The organism is Nocardiopsis sp. Huas11 (genome assembly GCF_003634495.1).
Taxonomy (GTDB): Bacteria; Actinomycetota; Actinomycetes; order Streptosporangiales; family Streptosporangiaceae; genus Nocardiopsis.
In genome coordinates, this window is the sequence record NZ_RBKY01000001.1 from 2729232 (window position 1) to 2745710 (window position 16479).

The following is a 16479-nucleotide window of genomic DNA, read 5'->3' on the forward strand; positions in this document are numbered from 1 at the left end:
AGGAGGTCCGGGTCAGCGGGTGGGCCGCACGGCCTGCTGCACCGGCATGCGGAAGAAGATCATCGGGTTGTCGGTGCTCGTGCGGACCGGTGCGCCCAGGCCCAGGTCCTCCCGCAGCTCCATGAGCGCGGTGTAGGGGGCGGGCGCCTTCCTGCGGGAGACGGTGAGGAACTCCGTGCCGGTCCGGCGCAGCCACGAGAGCACCACGGCGCCCTCGGTCAGCGGCAGGGCCCGCTTGCCGTGGAACACGTCGTGGACGCTCACCGGCGTTCCGGGCGCCACCCGCGGGAACAGCTCGGCCAGGTACCACTTCGCGAACCGGGCGTTGTGCGCGGCGTCCACGAACAGGTAGTCGATCCCCTCGGGGATCTCGGCCGTGTTCTGCCGCACGTCGCCCTTGTGGAACTCCCAGCGGCCCAGCGCCAGCTCGTCGGGCACGTTCGCCACCACGTTGTCCACGATGTCGAAGGAGTGCAGCGTCCCCCGGCCGTTGTCGCGCAGCGCGGACAGGATCCAGGTGGTGGACCAGCCGTGGAAGGTGCCCAGCTCCATGACCGTGTCCGGCCGCCGCTCGCGCAGGAGGAGGTAGGTGATCTCCGCTTCCAGGTCGTCCAGCTGGGGGGTCAGCCGGCCCTTGGTGCGCCGGAGGAACTCCCGCTGGGCGTCCCGTACCTCGGCCAGCGGATCGCGGTACCTGCGGTACAGGTCACCGATCAACGACAGGTCGAGGTCCTCCATACCGTCCCCTCCTGGGATACGCGGTGCGGTCGCGCGCCGACGCGCGGCCGACGCGTGGTCCACCTTATCGCCGGGCGCGGCGCACGCACGGTCTTCGCGCCGCGAGTCCCGTCCCCCGTCGGACCCGTCCCGCGGAGCGGCTCATGCTCGGCTCGACGACGCGGGCCCGGCCGTGAAGGCGCCCCGGGCGGCGGCGTCGGCGGCGAGGTCGGCCGCCCGCCGCAGGTCGGCCTCGGTGACCGGCTCGCGGCTGACGAAGAGCCGGTAGTACACGGGCGCGACCGCGGCGCGCACCACCTCGTGGGCGTCGGTGTCCGCGGGGACCTCGCCCCGGTCGATCGCGTCCGCCACGACCACGGCGGCGCGCGCGTGGCGGTCGGCCATGAACACGCGCAGGGCCGCGGCGACCTCGGGGGAGGCGAAGGCGGCGGCGACAGAGGCGGCCGACACGTCCCGTTCGGGCGCGTCGGTGAAGCCCCGGACCACGGTCTCGGCGAGGCCGTACAGGTCCGCGCGCAGCTCGCCGGTGCGAGCGGGTTCCCACGCGTGGGTGGTCGACCATTCCAGCGCCGCGGACAGTAGGCCGTCGACGCCGCCCCAGCGGCGGTAGACGGTGGCCTTGTGCACGCCGGAGCGGGTGGCCACGCGCTCGGCGGTGAGCGCGCCGTAGCCGTGTTCGCCCAGTTCGTCGAGGGTGGCGCGAAGGACGGCGGCGGTGTTGCGGGCGGTGCGCCCGCCGGGGCGGCTGGAGCCGGGGCTCTTCGTGTCCGAGGTCATAACGCAACTATAGTTGCATTTGAAGTCCGTGTGTGCCATGCTGACTACCGCGACAAGAGTCGCATGAAGCTCGCTCGAAGGAGGAGATCACGATGGGCCACCTCGCCCGCGCCCCCAGGTCCCGTCGGTGTTCCCCATCCCTTGCGAGGTTCGCTTGTCCTTTTCCGTCGTCATCTCCGGCCTGACCTTCCACTGGCCCGCCCGTGTCCCACCGTCGGACGACGGCCTCCGGCCCAGGCCCCGGTTCGGGGGAACACCCGTCTTCACCGGGCTGGACGCGACCTTCGGTCCGGGCCGCACCGGTCTCATCGGCCGCAACGGCTGTGGCAAGTCCACGCTGCTCACCCTCATCGCGGGGCGCGACCGGCCGAACGCGGGCACCGTGTCCGTGTCCGGCACCGTGGGCTACCTGGACCAGGGGCTCACCCTGGACACCGGGCGCTCCGTAGCGGCGCTGCTCGGGATCGACCGGGCCCGTGACGCCCTGCGGGAGATCGAGGCGGGCCGGGCCACCGAGGAGAACTTCGCCGCCGTGGGCCAGGACTGGGACATCGAGGAGCGCGCGCTCGCCCAACTCCAGCGGTTCGGGGTCGGGCTCGACGGGGCGGAGCCGCTCGACCGGCCCGTGGGGACCCTCTCGGGCGGCGAGGCGGTCCTGACCGGGCTCGCCGGGCTGGCCCTGCTCCGGCCCTCCGTCACCCTGCTCGACGAACCCACCAACAACCTCGACCGCCACGCCCGCGAACGGCTCTACGACGCGGTCGGCTCCTGGCCGGGCGTCCTCATCGTGGTCAGCCACGACAGGGAGCTGCTGGAGCGGGTCGATCAGATCGCCGAACTGCGCGAGGGCCGCCTGCGGACGTGGGGCGGGGGCTACTCCGACTACGCCGAGCAGCTGGCGGCGGAACAGGAGGCCGCCCGGCGGATGGTGCGCGCGGCCGAGTCCGACATGCGCCGGGAGAAGCGCCAGCTGGCCGACGCGCAGGTCAAGCTCGCCAGGAGGGTGCGCTACGGCAAGAAGATGTACGACACCAAGCGCGAGCCGCGCGTGGTGATGAAACAGCGCAAGCGCGACGCCCAGGTCGCCGCGGGCAAGCACCGGATCATGCAGGAGGGCAGACTCGCCGACGCCAGGCGGGATCTGGGCCGGGCGGAGGCCGCGGTGCGCGACGACGACGCGATCCGCGTGGAGCTGCCGGGCACCGAGGTCCCGGCCGGGCAGGACCTGCTGGAGCTGCTCGCCGGCGACGGCCGGCGGCTGTTCGTGCGCGGTCCGGAGCGGATCGCCGTGGTCGGCCCGAACGGTTCGGGCAAGACCACACTGCTCAGGGCCGTCGTGGGACAGGGGGAGAGCCCTGGCACGGAGGTCGTGCGGGTCACCGATCGGATCGGCTACCTGCCGCAACGGCTGGACGTGCTCGACGACGACCTCAGCGTGCTCGACAACGTGCGCGCCGCGGCCCCGTCGGCCACGCCGCACCGGGTGCGGGCCGACCTGGCGCGGTTCCTCCTCCGGGGCGACCGGGTGGACCAGCGGGCCGGGGACCTCTCCGGCGGGGAGCGGTTCCGGGTCTGCCTGGCCCGGCTGCTGCTCGCCGACGTCCCGCCCCGCCTACTGGTCCTGGACGAGCCCACCAACAACCTGGACCTGGACAGCCAGCGGCAGTTGGCCGAGGCCCTGTCGGGCTACCGGGGCGCACTGCTGGTGGCCGGCCACGACGAGGCCTTCCTGCGGGAGGTCGGGGCCACCCGGCGGTGGACCCTCGCCCGGGGGCGCGCGCCGCGGGACACGCCCGCCCGGGACGGCGGCTGAACCACCCGTCGCCCTAGGGCGACGCCGGCTTGGCGGGACAGCCGACCAGGTGGTCCTCGACCAGGCCGCTGGCCTGGAGGTAGGAGTAGACGATGGTGGTTCCGACGAAGCCGAAGCCGCGCTTCTTCAGGTCCTTGCCGACCCGGTCCGACAACGGAGTGCTGGCCGGGACCTCGGAGGCGTCCGTGAAGTGGTGGACGACCGGCGTGTGGTCCACCCACGCCCACAGGTAGTCGGCGAAGGTCCCGAACTCCTCCTGCACGCGCAGGAAGGCCTGGGCGTTGCGGACCGCGGAGGCGATCTTGAGGCGGTTGCGGATGATCCCCGCGTCCTGGAGGAGCCGGTCGGTGTCGGCCTGGCCGTACTCCGCGACCCGGCGGACGTCGAAGCCGTCCATGGCCGCGCGGTAGTTCTCGCGCTTGTTGAGCACGGTGGACCAGGAGAGTCCGGCCTGGGCGCCCTCCAGCACCAGCATCTCGAACAGGTGGTGGTCGTCGCGGGAGGGGCGCCCCCACTCCTGGTCGTGGTAAGCGCGCATCAGTTCCGAGGATCCCCGCGCCCAGGAACACAGTCGGTCGTCGGTCGGGGCCATGGCCACTCCTCGGTGCGTCTGCGGCGGTCGACTCCCATGGTGGCAGCGCGGGGGGACAGGGCGGGCGCGCGGCGTTGTGGCCGGGGCGCTCGGTGGAGGAGGATCGAGCCATGACGGATATCGACGCGAGCGCCGGCCCGCCCGGCCAGGGCACCCGGCGGGTACGCCTGGTGGAACTCGGGGCGGCGGCTCTCGCGGCACTGGCCGACGACGACCTGGCCACGGCCGGTGCCGTCGCGGGGACCGAGTTGGGGACCTACTTCCTGGGCGAGACCTGGTGGTGGCGGCTGCGGGAGTCCCAGCTCCTGGACGATCCGAGCCGCGCCGGGTGGCTGGCCCACGTCGCCGTCGACCCCGAGGGGCCGAACACGGCGGTCGGGTTCGCCAGCTTCCACGGGCCGCCGGACGACCACGGCATGGTCGAGGTCGGCTACGCGGTGGCGCCGGAGTTCCGCCGCCGCGGCTACGCCCGTGGCATCGTGGCGGCGCTGATCGCCAAGGCCGCCACGAACCCGGAGGTCACCACGGTGCGCGCGGCGATCCGTCCGGACAACCCCGCGTCGCTGGCGGTCATCGCCGGATTCGGTTTCGAGCACGTGGGCCAGCAGTGGGAGAAGGCGGACGGTCTGGAGTACCTGTACGAGCGCCCGGTGGTCTTGCCGCCGGGGCGTTCCGGATCCTAGACTGCCATATCTCTTGACATCAAGATAAGTGCCGGTTCGGAACCGGCGGAGAGGGTGCCATGACCGCGACCCCCCTCGGCTACGGACTGCACCACGTCCTGGTGTGCGTCCCCGCGAACTCCGAAGGGGTGTGCCGCGCCTTCTACGTTCGCGATCCGCTCGGGAACCGGCTGGAGTTCCTCTCGCCGGAGGAGACGGCGGCGTGATGGAGGAGCTCGAACCGCTGCCCGAGGCGGCGGTCCGTGCCCTGGTGGAGTGCGGTGCGCCGCCCAGGCTCGTCGCCCACGGCCGGCTCGTGCACGACGTCGCGGTCCGACTGCTCGACTGGCTCGGCCGGCACCACCCCGCCCTGGAGGTGGACACCGAGGCTGTCCGCTTCGGGGCCGCCGTGCACGACATCGGCAAGACCGTCCACCCCGAGGAGTTGTCCGCTCCGGGGCACCGCCACGAACCGGCGGGGGAGCGGCTGCTGCTGGACCGCGGTACGCCCCCGCGGCTGGCGCGGTTCTGCGCCACCCACAGGGACTGGGCCCAAGCGGACCGGGAACCGGAGGACCTGCTGGTCAGCCTGGCCGACAAGGTGTGGAAGGGCGCCCGGAAGGAGGACCTGGAACTGCGGGTGGTGCGGTGGATCGCCCACGAGGAGGGACGGCCGGCGTGGGAGGTCTTCGCTGGTCTGGACGACGCCCTCCGGGCCCTGGCCGAGGGCGCCGACGAACGTCTGGCCCACCAGGCCGCCCACCCCGTGACCAGGAAGTGAGACATGTGCGCACGTTCTGTGTGCTGCGGGGCGCGACCGTCCAACACCATCCGAAAGGCGCGTGACAGGGCGAGTCGGGCGCGGTAGAACGGCAAGCAGTGCCCAGCCGACTCCAGGAGCCCCGGTCTTGACCGACAACCCCTTCTTCGCGCCCAGTGCCCTGCCCTACGGGTTGCCGGACTTCGCCGCCGTCCGTGAGGAACACTTCGTCCCGGCGTACGAGCGGGGCATGGCCGACCACCTGGCCGAGGTCGAGGCGATCGCGCACGATCCCGAGCCGCCGACCTTCGACAACACGCTCGCCGCCCTGGAGCGGTCCGGTCGGATCCTGCACCGCGTCCAGACGGTGCTCGACACCCTGGCCGAGTCCGACGGCAGCGAGGGCATCTGGGCGATCGAGCGGGAGATGGCGCCGCGGATCGCCCGGCACAGGGACGCGATCGCGCTCCACCGCCCCCTGTGGGAGCGGATCAAGCGCGTCACCGCGGCCGACCCGGAGGAGGCCCGGCTGCTGGAGCGGTACCGCACCGACTTCGTCAAGGCCGGAGCCGACCTGGACGAGGACCGGCAGGCCCGGCTGCGTGAGATCAACGGGGAGCTCGCCGAGCTCTCCACGGACTTCGCGCAGAACGCCCTGAGGTCGGCCACCGAGTCCGCGCTGGTGGTGCGGGACGCCGCCGAGCTCGACGGGCTCGACGAGGCACGGATCAAGGCGATCGAGAAGGACGGCGAGTACGTCCTCCCGCTGCTGAACAGCACCGTGCAGCCTGCGCTCGCCCAGCTCACCGACCGTGGCACGCGCGAGCGGCTCTACACCCTGAGCACCGAGCGCGCCCCGGACAACCTCGCCCTCGCGGTGCGGATGGCGACGCTGCGCGCCGAGCGCGCCGCCCTGCTCGGCTATCCCGACCATGCGGCGTTCAAGGTCGCCGACCAGACGGCCAAGACCGTCGACGCGGTCGAGGAGCGGCTCGAACAGCTCATCGGGCCCGCCGTCCGCAACACCCTGAAGGAGGCGGAGGTCCTGGCCGAGCAGGCCGGGCACGCCATCGAGCCGTGGGACTGGTCCTTCTACACCGAGAAGGTCCGCCGGGCGCGCTACGACATCGACAAGGACGCGCTGCGGCCCTACTTCGAGCTGAACCGGGTCTACGAGGACGGGGTCTTCCGGGCCGCCGCCCTCCTGTACGGCGTCACCCTCACCGAGCGGGACGACCTGCGCGGCTACCACCCCGACGTGCGCGTGTGGGAGGTCTTCGACGAGGACGGCACCGCGCTCGGACTCTTCCTGCTCGACGCCTACGCCCGCCCCACCAAGCGCGGCGGCGCCTGGATGCACAACCTGGTCGAGCAGTCGTACCTGTTGGACGAACGCCCGGTGGTCGTCAACAACCTCAACATCACCAAGCCCGAGACCGGACCGGCCCTGCTCACCCTGGACGAGGTCCGGACGGCCTTCCACGAGTTCGGCCACGCCCTGCACGGCCTGTTCTCCGCGGTGCGCTTCCCCCGGGTCGAGGGCACCAACGTGCCGCGCGACTTCGTGGAGTACCCGTCCCAGGTCAACGAGATGTGGATGTTCTGGCCGGAGATCCTCGCCGACTACGCCAGGCACCACGAGACAGGCGAGCCGCTTCCCGGCGACCTCGTGGCCAAGTTGTCCGAGGCCGAGCGGTTCAACCAGGGCTTCGCCACGGTCGAGTACCTCGCGGCCGCCCTGCTCGACTGGTCCTGGCACCGGATCGAGCCCGGCGAGGAGGTGGACCCGTCCACGTTCGAGGCGCGTGCGCTGGAGCGGTGGGGCCTGGACCTCGCCCAGGTCCGCCCCCGCTACCGCACCGCCTACTTCCTGCACATCTTCGCCGGCGACTACCACGCGGGCTACTACTCCTACGTGTGGAGCCAGGTCTTCGACGCGGAGAGCGTGGAGTGGTTCACCGCCAACGGCGGCCTGACCAGGGAGAACGGTGACCGCTTCCGGGAGCTGGTGCTGGCGCGCGGAGGCAGCGTCGACCCCCTGGACGCCTTCCGGGAGTTCCTCGGGCGCGACGCGCAGATGGGCCCGCTGCTGCGCCGCAAGGGTCTGGACTAGGGGCGCGGCGGGCCCGAACGGGGCCGTCGTCGCCCCGGGGCAGGCAGCCGGGACGGCCTCCGACATGGACCGGGCGGCGGCCGTCGACGAGTGTCCGTGACCGGTACGTCGTCAGCCGTCTCGGCCCTGCCATGTGGTGACACAGGCCTCGTTCCCCTCCAGGTCGGCGAGCACCCAGAAGGCGGGGGCACGGGTCGCGGACACGAGCCGGCCCCCGGCCGCCAGCGCGGTTTCGACCCGTCGGGCCGCCTCGTCATGCGGAACACTGATGTCGATGTGGACGCGATTGCGCTGCGGACGCGCGTGGTCCATCTGCTGGAACCAGAGGGCCGGGCCCTGCCTGACCGGGTCGACGAGCGGATCCTCCGGTCCCTCGGCGCCCGCCTCATCGGTATAGCCCAGCACCGCCTTCCAGAACGGCCGGATGTCGGCGATGCTCAGGGCATCGATCGCGATCTCCAGCAGTTGGACGGACCGTGGTGCCCCCGTTCCTGTTCCGGGCTCCGGCCCGAACCCGGACGTGTCAGCGGTGGCGGAGATCGAACGCGCGAGTTCGACATCCCGGGTGGTCACCGACGCGTGGTGCGACGACTGCAGAGTGAGGACGGCCCGATCGGGGCGGACGTCGACCCGGAGATGGCGGTCGGCATCGTCGCCGCACACCGCGACGGCGTCCGCTGCCACGCTGATCGCCTGGGCCAGCGTCCCGACCGGAACCGATGTCTGCAAGGTGCCCAGGATGTAGCGCCACCCGTGGTCCTGGACCGCCTCCGACGCTTCCCGCCGGCTCAGTGTCTGCTCCATGACCGCATCCTCGCAGCCTTCGTCGACCACGCCTACCGGTTCTGCCGGTACACGCCCTGGCCGACCGGGGTGTGAGCGGCCCGGTCGCCTCAGGCGCCGGGGATGCCGACCGCGCGTGCCGTCGCGCGTGCCACGCGCTCCAGGTGGGCCTCGCGGGCGTCGATGATGTTGTCGTAGTGCCCGAAGAGTTCGAAGCCGACCGTCCCGAACAGCGTCGTCCATCCGTCGATGACGGCGAGTGCCGTCTCCGGAGGCGCGTCGGTGAGCATCGCGGCCCGCTCGGCGTCCATGTCCGCGGCGATGTGCTCGATCCGGGCGACGAGGTCGGCCCGCAGCTCCTCGCTGAGCGGCGCGGGGTCCGCGGGAGTCAATCCCGGGCCCAGGCGGGCGTCGTGGGCGATCCGGGTGAGGAGCAGGACCACGCGGGTGGCCGGCTCGGTGGTGTCCCGGGGAGCGGAGTAGCCGGGGACCGGTGAGCCGTAGATGAGGGCGTACTCGTGCGGGTGGGCCAGCGCCCACGCGCGCACCGCCCGGAAGACGGCGATCCAGCGGTCGGCGTGGTCGTCGCGGTCGACGGCGGACTCCGCCTGGCTGGCCGCCTCACCGGCCCCTTCGTAGGCCGCGACGATGAGCGCCGTCAGCAGCGCGTCCCGGTTCGGGAAGTACCGGTAGACCGCCGACGCGGCCATGCCGAGCTCGCGTGTGACGGCGCGCACCGACAGGCCCGCGGCACCGTGTTCGGCCAGGTGGCGGCGGGCGACCTCGGTGATCTCGGCGACGTACTCGGTGCGGACGCGGTCTCGGATGCCAGGCATGCGGCGAGTCTGCCACGAAAGATCAGTGATGTGAAGTGTGAACACTGATCTTGACTCGGTGGCCTCATGGTGGAACGCTGCTCTTAAGCGAGATCAGTGTTCTCGTCGCCACCGGAGAAGGGTCCACCATGTCTTTCCACGTCATCGTCGGCGCGGGTGCGCTCGGCACCTCGCTCGCACTCCAGCTCGCCGACGCCGGGACCAGGGTCCGGATCGTCACTCGCTCCGGCGGCGGCCCCGACCACCCCCTGGTCGAGCGGGTCCGGGCCGACGCGACCGACGCCGCCGAGCTCTCCCGGCTCGCCCGGGGCGCCGACGTCCTCTACAACTGCGCCAACCCGCCCTCCTACGAGATGTGGGAGCGCCTCTGGCCCCCGCTGGCGGCGTCACTGCTGGAGACCGCCGAGCGGACCGGGGCGGTCCTGGCCATCGGCGGCTGCCTCTACGGGTACGGCCCGGTCGAGGGACCGATGCACCGCGACCTCCCGTTGGCCGCCACCGACCACAAGGGGCGGATGCGCGCGCGGATCTGGTCGGAGGCGCTGGCCCGCCACGAGGCCGGCGCGGTCCGGGTGACCGAGGTGCGCGCCTCGGACTACATGGGCTCCATGAACCCCATGGGCAGCTACCCGGAGCTCTACGCCGACCAGGCGCGCACCCGTCGCCGCGTCCTCACCTTCGCCGACCCCGACCTGGTGCACAGCGTCACCTACGTCCCCGACGTCGCCCGCACCCTGGCAGCGGTGGCCACCGACGAGCGGGCGTGGGGGCTGGGCTGGCACGTGCCCTCGCCGAGGGCGCGCACGGTGCGGGAGATGGTGGCCGACATGGCGCGGGAGTTCGGAGTGGGCCGCCGCTCCGTGTCGCGGATCCCGCGCCCCTTGCTGCGGGCGACCTTCCCCTTCTCACCGTTCCTGCGGGAGATGGGGGAGCTGCTCTACCAGTGGGACGCCCCCTACGTCATCGACGCCGACGTGACCACCGAGGTCTTCGGGATCGAGGCCACCCCGTGGCAGGAGATCGTGCGCGCCACGGCCGCGGGGCTCCAAGCGCGCGCCCGCGCCGCGCGGGCCGCCCGGGCCGGCGCGCCCGCCCGCGCGTCGTGACGGGCGGCCCCGGCACGCGGCGGTGGGACGGGGGCCGCGGGACGGGCCCACGGGGCGGCTACGACCGCAGTGGGGCGCGCTCTTCGTCGCTCGACGCCTCCTGCGGCCGGGCCAGGAGGCGCAGCGCGTCGGCCGAGCCGGGATCGTTCGGGGTGTAGACCTCCAGGCGGTGGTCCGGGCTGTCCGGCTGGAGCCACACCTGGTAGGTCACGCTGAGCGCGCCCGCCGTGGGGTGCTGGACGTGCATCGGCGCCGCGGTGCAGTCGGCGACCTCGCCCTCGGCCCATAGCGTGGCGAACGTGGAACTGCCCATGGTGATCTCGCCGATGAGGGCGGCCAGCCGGGCGTCGTCGGGATAGCGGCCGGCGGTCAGGCGCAGGTAGCCGACGTGGATCTCGGCGAGCTCGGACCAGTTCCGGAAGAGGCCGCGGGTGAGGGGGTCGAGGAAGAACAGGCGCGGGACGGACGGTCGGTTGGCCGGGTCGCGCGGGGCGTCGAAGGGCAGGTGCTCGGCCGTGAGCGCGTGGCCGGCGCGGTTCCAGGCCAGGACGTCGCCGCGTCGGCCCAGCACGACCGCCGGCGTGGCCTCGTCGAGCGAGTCGAGGAGGGCGAGGACGCGGTCGTGCGGGTGCTCCTCGGGAGGTTCGCTCAACCCCGACCTCGTGGAACGGCGGGCGAGGTTGCGCAGGTGCGCGGACTCGACGTCGTCGAGCCGCAGCACCCGCGCGAGGGCGTCGAGGACCTGGTCGGAGGCGGTCTCGGCCAGGCCCTGCTCCAGCCGCGTGTAGTAGCCCGCGCTCACCCCGGCGAGCTGGGCCAGCTCCTCGCGGCGCAGGCCGGGCACGCGCCGGGAGGACCCGTAGGTCCGCAGACCGATGTCGGCGGGGGTGATCCGGTCACGGCGGTTCTTGAGAAACGACCCGAGGCTCTCCATGCCGCCGACCCTAGACGGTCCGCCGCGGTCCAGCCTGTACCTGTCGGGTGTACCCACAGCACGGGGATGGCTGGGGCGTCGGCCCGCGACCAGCATGATCGGCATGACGAAGACACCACGACGACGCAATGTCGGCACCTCCTCGGCCCCTCGCGCCTGGCTCGGCCTCCTGGTCGTCCTCGGGCCGGTCCTCCTCGTGTCCATGGACGGATCGATCCTGTTCCTGGCCATGCCCCGGGTCAGCCAGGCCCTCGCGCCGAGCGCCGACCAGGCGCTGTGGATCCTGGACGTGTACGGCTTCGCGGTCGGCTCCCTGCTGATCGCCTTCGGCAACCTCGGTGACCGCTACGGCCGGCTGCGACTGCTGCTCATCGGAGCGGCGGTGTTCGGACTCGCCTCCGTCGGAGCGGCCTTCGCCCCCACACCCGAACTGCTGATCGCCGCCCGGGCCGTGATGGGGGTGGCCGGAGCGACCCTGCTGCCCTCCGCGCTCGCCGTGCTGAGCGAGCTGTTCCCCGAGCCCCGGCTCAGGGCGCGCGCCATCGGCATCTTCGCCGCCGCGTTCGCGGCCGGCTTCGCGATCGGCCCCGTCGTGGGAGGCGTGCTGCTGGAGCGGTTCTGGTGGGGCTCGGTCTTCCTGGTGAACCTCCCCGTGATCGCGCTGTTCCTGGTGTTCGCGCCGATCCTGCTCGGCGAGGTGCGCGCGACCCGTCCCGGACGCGTCGACGTCCTGAGCGTGGCGACCTCCGCGGCGGGCCTGCTGCTGGCGATCTACGGCCTCAAGCACCTGGCGGCCGAAGGGGTGTCCCTCCCGGCCCTGGCCGCCCTCGCGGTCGGCGTCGCCCTGGTCGCCTGGTTCGTCGTGCGCCAGCGCACCCTCGCCGACCCGCTGATCGACTTCTCCCTCTTCCGCGACCGCGTCTTCACCATCGCGATCATCACGGGCCTGCTGCCGCTGGCCGCCTGGTCGGCGATCGCCTACCTGGCCGGGATGTACCTGCAGTCCGTCCTCGGACTGGACATTCTCACCGCGGCCCTGCTCGCCCTGCCGGGCGCGGCCGTCCTGACGATCACGTCGATCGTCACGCCCGCCGTCGTCGACCGCGTGGGCAAGCGCGCGGTGCTGGTCACCGCGCACGCCGCCATCGCGGTGGGGCTGCTGTTCCTCCTCGCCACCACGGTCACGGGCGGGACGGGCTGGTACATCCTGTCCGCCGCCGTCGCGGGCATCGGTTACGGGATCTCCTTCAGCGTCGTCGCCGACACCGCCGTCGGCGCGGTGCCGGTCGAGCGCGCCGGGTCGGCCGGGGCCATCGCCGAGACGAGCAACGAGATCGGCAACGCGTTGGGCATCGCCCTCCTCGGCTCGCTCGCCGCACTCGTGTTCCGCCTGGAGGGGCCGGGCCTGGCCCCGACCCTGGAGGAGACGCTCCACCTGCCCGACCTCGCCGGCGCCGCGGTGCTGGAGGCCGAGTCCGCCTTCGTCAGCGGACTGCACCTGGTCGCTCTGGTCGCGTCGGCGCTCCACGCCGTGCTCGGCGCCGCCGCGCTGCGCTGGCTGCCCCGGTCCCGGCCGCGTGACCTTCGAGAAGTCCCGGACACGGGCCTAAAATCGGCTGCGGAGGGAGTGGTGGACGACCATGGTGCAGGAGTCTGACACCCGGGACACCGAAGCCGCCGCGTGCGCGGCCATCGAGGAGTTCCTCGCGGGCCGCCTGGAGAGGACGCTGAGCGTGTACCGCAAAGCGCGACAGGCGGACGGGGCCGAGCGGGGCGCGGGGGAGGCCATGGCGGAGCTGCACGCCGAAGACCTCTCCGCGTGGCAGCAGTACGGATACCTCAGTCACGCGAACGCCGCCGCCGTCATCGACGTGTTCTATGAACGGCGCGTCGCTCAGGCGGCCCGTGCGCTGCGCCAGGCACCGAGGAACACCGCGCGGCGGGACCGCTGCCGGGCCCGGTACCACTCGTTGCGGCACGAGAAGGCGGCCGTCGAGGCCTGGCTGGCCGCGCAGGGGTGGGACCTGGAGCTCCGGGCCACCGACCACGAGACCGAGCGGGGCGTGGCCGGCCATTGCTGGACCACCGCCGGGCGGTGAGCACGCGCCGAAAAACAGCGCGGATACAGAGATGCTCGCTTTTCGAGGTTAATTCGGCGCGCAGGTGGAATGACGCTGTGTGAGGCGTCAGTACCGGTCCGCGGTCTCTGGCGTACGGCGACCAGGGAGGGCGGACGTGACGATCACACCGTCCGAGCAGCGACACGGTGGCGCCAGAGCGCTGGCGGGCCTCGTGGTGTTCGTGGCGGCGGTAGCCGCCGCCGCTCTGTCGGGCGTGCTCCTGAGCCCTGACACCGCCCAGGAGTACGCACGGCTCGAACAGCCGGACTGGGCGCCCCCGTCCTGGCTGTTCGGCCCCGTGTGGACGACCCTCTACGCCATGATCGCCCTGGCGGGATGGCTGGTATGGCGACGCTTCGGCTGGCAGGGGGCGCGCTTGGCGCTCTCGCTGTTCGCGTTGCAGCTGCTGCTCAACGCCGCGTGGAGCCCCTTGTTCTTCACCCTGGGGCTGCGCGGGACCGCCTTCGCCGACATCGCCGTGCTCTGGGTGGTCCTGTCCGCGACGATCGCCCTCTTCGCGAGGCTCTCGCGCCCGGCGGCCTGGCTCCTGGTCCCCTACTGGGCCTGGACGACCTTCGCCGCGCTGCTGAGCTTCACCATGTGGCGGCTCAACCTCGGCGGGTAGCCCGGCCGGGCGCGCCAGGTGCGCCAGGTGCGCCAGGTGCGCCAGGTGCCGGCCGGTCGGGGTGCTGTGCGGACCGGGCGAACGGTCGTCGGGTCACCGTGCCTGGTCGTGCGTCGTACGGCGAGCCCGGATGAGTGACTCGACGCCGTCGAGGAGCAGGCCGAGTCCGAAGCCGAAGTCGCCGTCGTCGATCCAGTCCTGACCTCCGCCGAAGGCGTCCGCCCCGACCGCCGCGGCGAGCGCGGGGTAGGTCTCGGGCTCAAGGACCTCGGTGAGGATCGCGGAGTACTCCGCCAGGCCGGCCGCCTCCTCCTCCCCGGGGGCCTCCTGCCCGCCCGCGCTCAGCGCGCGTCTTCGTCCTCTCCCTCGGACCACCGGCCGCGGGACGATCGGCGTTGCGACGTCCCGCCTTGCCCCGAGGATAGAACGCTGTACTGTGTATCAGATACAGTGTATGGAGTACTCAATTTCCTTGGGAGCCTCCCCGATGACCGACACCCGGGCCACGCCGCACCCCGTCCCCGAGCCCGCCCGGCCCCCGTCACGGGGGCCGACGAGGGACTCCGAACGAGCGCTCGCCCCCGACCTCGCACGCGGGGCCATGCTGCTGCTGATCGCGCTGGCTCACACGACCGGAGTCTTCTTCGTCGCCGCCCACGGCGGGCAGACGATGAGCGGCGCCGAGCGGGCCTTCGAGATCGCCATGTCCACGCTCGTGGAAGCACGCGCGATCCCGATGTTCGCCATCATGTTCGGCTACGGCCTGGTCCAGATCGCGCGACGGCAGGACGCGGTCACCGGTTCCCCCAGGGCGGCTCGCGCGGTTCTGCTGCGCCGCAACGGCTGGCTGGCCGTCTTCGGTCTGGTGCACGGAGCCCTGCTCTTCTCCGGCGACATCCTCGGGGCGTACGGCGTCCTGGGCCTGGTGTTCACGCTCGTGCTCCTGCGCCGCGGCGATCGCGTGTACCGCGCCCTCCGGTGGATCGGGGGCGTGCTGCTGGTGTACGTGCTGGGTCTGGGCGGTCTGGTCGCCTGGGCCCTCGCCACCGGTTCCGGGGCACCGGTCCCCGCGTCGGTGCTGGAGGAGACGTCGTCCCTGAGCGCGTCGACCTACCCGGCCTCCGTCCTCGCGCGCCTGGGGGAGTGGCCGGTGCACACCGGACTCATCGTGGCCGGGTTCCTGCTGCCGGTCTGGTTCGGCGCGTGGGCCGCGCGGCACCGGGTGCTGGAGGCTCCCGCGGCCCACCGCCGGATGCTGTGGGCGGGCGTCGTCGGCGGATTCGCCGTCGGCGTCGCCGGCGGCCTGCCGATGGGCCTGTTCGACGCGGGCCTGCTGCGCGCCGACGAGTTCGCCGCGACGTGGATCCGCGTGCTGCACCAGGTGTCCGGTGTGTTCGGCGGCATCGGCTACGTCTCGCTGTTCGGGCTGCTCTCCCTGGCGCCGTCGAAGGCGGGGACGCCTCACGTCGTCGTCGGCGCACTGGCCGCGCTCGGGCAGCGCTCGCTGAGCGGCTACCTGTTCCAGTCGCTCGTGTGGGTGGTCCTGGCGTCGCCGTACACGTTCGCGCTCGGCACCCGGTTCGAGGAGCCCACCCTCTTCGCGGTTTGTTGCGCGGTGGGCGTCTGGGGCGTCACCGTCGTCGGCGCCGACCTGATGCGGCGACGCTCTCTGCGCGGCCCGGCCGAGGTCCTGCTCCGGCGGCTCACCTACGGTCGCCCGAGGGCGACCGGCGAGCACGCGCGCTGATCGGAAGCGTCCGGTCCAGCGGTCCCCGGAGTACGAAAAAGGACCTGGGGCCTTCCGTCGTGCGGAAGGCCCCAGGTCCAAGCGCGGAGGATATGGGATTTGAACCCATGAGGGGGTTGCCCCCCAACCGCATTAGCAGTGCGGCGCCCTAGGCCTCTAGGCGAATCCTCCTGGCTCGCACCAGACTACGGCCCCGCGGTCCGCTGCGCAAAACGAAGGTCCGCGGACGCCCGGGGAGGCCGTCCCAGGTGCCGTCGCGGTCACCTCCACAGCGCCCGCTGGATCTCCTGACACCGCTCGTACGAGGGGAGTACGTCCCGCACCCGGGCCTCCGCCAGCGTCGGCGCCGCCCAGTCCCGGGCGGACATCACAGGCGCGCGCCCCTCCGGGATCGGCAGCGCCAGTTCCGGATCCAGGGGGGAGACCGCGAGTTCGTTCTCCGCCACGTAGGACGCGGAGAGCAGGTAGGACATCACGGTGTCGTCCTCCAGGGCGACGAACGCGTGGCCGACCCCCACGGGAAAGTAGACCGCGCGCAGGTCCTGCGGGTCGAGGAGGACCGCGTCCCACCGGCCGAAGGTCGGCGAACCGACCCGGGTGTCCACGACGATGTCCAGGGCCCGGCCACGCGGACAGCAGACGTACTTGGCCGCTCCCGGAGGGGCCGCGGTGAAGTGGATCCCGCGCACGACGCCGCGCTTGGACCTGCTGTGGCTGATCTGCGCCACGGGGAACAGCGGTCCGCCCACCGCCTGGGTGAACGCGCTCTCCTGGAACTGGGACGCGAAGATCCCGCGCTCGTCCGGGAAGACCCGCGGGGTGAACTCGAAGGCGCCTTCGACGTCCAAGGCGCGCACGCTCATCGTCTCGGTC

At 72.6% G+C, this 16479-nt stretch carries 18 protein-coding genes and 1 tRNA gene; 10 read left to right on the plus strand and 9 right to left on the minus strand.

Annotated elements, in window-relative coordinates; genetic code table 11:
• Window positions 1-12: 12 nt before the first annotated feature.
• Window positions 13-738 (minus strand): class I SAM-dependent methyltransferase, encoded by a 726-nt coding sequence (locus DFP74_RS12280; protein ID WP_121181820.1) that lies wholly within the window; start codon window positions 736-738, stop codon window positions 13-15.
• Between the two features lie 141 nt (window positions 739-879).
• The gene (locus DFP74_RS12285; protein ID WP_121181821.1) at window positions 880-1515 is read right to left on the minus strand and encodes a TetR/AcrR family transcriptional regulator; all 636 of its coding nucleotides are present in this window, start codon (window positions 1513-1515) and stop codon (window positions 880-882) included.
• A 154-nt stretch (window positions 1516-1669) separates the two neighbouring features.
• Here DFP74_RS12285 and DFP74_RS12290 point away from each other — a divergent pair, with 154 nt between their 5' ends.
• The gene (locus DFP74_RS12290) at window positions 1670-3328 is read left to right on the plus strand and encodes an ABC-F family ATP-binding cassette domain-containing protein (protein ID WP_121181822.1); all 1659 of its coding nucleotides are present in this window, start codon (window positions 1670-1672) and stop codon (window positions 3326-3328) included.
• 13 nt (window positions 3329-3341) lie between these two features.
• Here the strand turns inward: DFP74_RS12290 and DFP74_RS12295 are convergent, their stop codons facing one another.
• Window positions 3342-3920, minus strand: coding sequence for a DNA-3-methyladenine glycosylase I (locus DFP74_RS12295; protein ID WP_121181823.1), 579 nt, complete (start codon window positions 3918-3920; stop codon window positions 3342-3344).
• A gap of 110 nt (window positions 3921-4030) precedes the next feature.
• Here DFP74_RS12295 and DFP74_RS12300 point away from each other — a divergent pair, with 110 nt between their 5' ends.
• From DFP74_RS12300 to DFP74_RS12315, 4 genes are all read left to right on the plus strand, one after another.
• Complete coding sequence (locus DFP74_RS12300) at window positions 4031-4603, plus strand: GNAT family N-acetyltransferase (RefSeq protein WP_121181824.1); 573 nt, start codon at window positions 4031-4033, stop codon at window positions 4601-4603.
• Between the two features lie 59 nt (window positions 4604-4662).
• The gene (locus tag DFP74_RS12305; RefSeq protein ID WP_199725622.1) at window positions 4663-4809 is read left to right on the plus strand and encodes a hypothetical protein; all 147 of its coding nucleotides are present in this window, start codon (window positions 4663-4665) and stop codon (window positions 4807-4809) included.
• A complete protein-coding gene (locus tag DFP74_RS12310) occupies window positions 4809-5363 on the plus strand; it encodes an HD domain-containing protein (protein WP_121181825.1) in 555 nt (184 codons plus the stop codon). Before DFP74_RS12305 ends, DFP74_RS12310 begins: the two co-directional genes overlap by 1 nt.
• Window positions 5364-5490: 127 nt before the next feature.
• Window positions 5491-7455: a M3 family metallopeptidase gene (locus DFP74_RS12315; protein WP_121181826.1), complete on the plus strand. Its 1965-nt coding sequence runs from the start codon at window positions 5491-5493 to the stop codon at window positions 7453-7455.
• 111 nt (window positions 7456-7566) lie between these two features.
• On the opposite strand, the gene DFP74_RS12320 is transcribed toward DFP74_RS12315, so the two are convergent.
• Window positions 7567-8289: a VOC family protein gene (locus DFP74_RS12320; protein ID WP_233570935.1), complete on the minus strand. Its 723-nt coding sequence runs from the start codon at window positions 8287-8289 to the stop codon at window positions 7567-7569.
• Window positions 8290-8348: 59 nt separating this feature from the next.
• A complete protein-coding gene (locus DFP74_RS12325) occupies window positions 8349-9074 on the minus strand; it encodes a TetR/AcrR family transcriptional regulator (RefSeq protein ID WP_121181828.1) in 726 nt (241 codons plus the stop codon).
• A 128-nt stretch (window positions 9075-9202) separates the two neighbouring features.
• On the opposite strand from DFP74_RS12325, the gene DFP74_RS12330 reads away from it, so the two are divergent.
• Window positions 9203-10180: an NAD-dependent epimerase/dehydratase family protein gene (locus DFP74_RS12330; RefSeq protein ID WP_121181829.1), complete on the plus strand. Its 978-nt coding sequence runs from the start codon at window positions 9203-9205 to the stop codon at window positions 10178-10180.
• A gap of 58 nt (window positions 10181-10238) precedes the next feature.
• Here the strand turns inward: DFP74_RS12330 and DFP74_RS12335 are convergent, their stop codons facing one another.
• Window positions 10239-11114, minus strand: coding sequence for a helix-turn-helix transcriptional regulator (locus DFP74_RS12335; protein ID WP_121181830.1), 876 nt, complete (start codon window positions 11112-11114; stop codon window positions 10239-10241).
• A gap of 103 nt (window positions 11115-11217) precedes the next feature.
• Between DFP74_RS12335 and DFP74_RS12340 the strand changes: the two genes are divergently transcribed.
• From DFP74_RS12340 to DFP74_RS12350, 3 genes are all read left to right on the plus strand, one after another.
• The gene (locus DFP74_RS12340; protein ID WP_233570936.1) at window positions 11218-12771 is read left to right on the plus strand and encodes an MFS transporter; all 1554 of its coding nucleotides are present in this window, start codon (window positions 11218-11220) and stop codon (window positions 12769-12771) included.
• Complete coding sequence (locus DFP74_RS12345; RefSeq protein ID WP_121181832.1) at window positions 12755-13213, plus strand: hypothetical protein; 459 nt, start codon at window positions 12755-12757, stop codon at window positions 13211-13213. Before DFP74_RS12340 ends, DFP74_RS12345 begins: the two co-directional genes overlap by 17 nt.
• Window positions 13214-13349: 136 nt before the next feature.
• A complete protein-coding gene (locus tag DFP74_RS12350; RefSeq protein WP_121181833.1) occupies window positions 13350-13859 on the plus strand; it encodes a TspO/MBR family protein in 510 nt (169 codons plus the stop codon).
• 93 nt (window positions 13860-13952) lie between these two features.
• Here the strand turns inward: DFP74_RS12350 and DFP74_RS12355 are convergent, their stop codons facing one another.
• The gene (locus DFP74_RS12355) at window positions 13953-14234 is read right to left on the minus strand and encodes a TetR/AcrR family transcriptional regulator C-terminal domain-containing protein (protein WP_121181834.1); all 282 of its coding nucleotides are present in this window, start codon (window positions 14232-14234) and stop codon (window positions 13953-13955) included.
• A gap of 112 nt (window positions 14235-14346) precedes the next feature.
• Between DFP74_RS12355 and DFP74_RS12360 the strand changes: the two genes are divergently transcribed.
• Window positions 14347-15606, plus strand: a complete 1260-nt coding sequence (locus tag DFP74_RS12360; RefSeq protein ID WP_121181835.1) for a DUF418 domain-containing protein — start codon at window positions 14347-14349, stop codon at window positions 15604-15606.
• 84 nt (window positions 15607-15690) lie between these two features.
• Here DFP74_RS12360 and DFP74_RS12365 read toward each other — a convergent pair.
• Window positions 15691-15777: transfer RNA gene (locus DFP74_RS12365), tRNA-Ser, on the minus strand.
• 89 nt (window positions 15778-15866) lie between these two features.
• A complete protein-coding gene (locus DFP74_RS12370) occupies window positions 15867-16469 on the minus strand; it encodes a dTDP-4-dehydrorhamnose 3,5-epimerase family protein (protein ID WP_121188202.1) in 603 nt (200 codons plus the stop codon).
• Window positions 16470-16479: the final 10 nt, after the last annotated feature.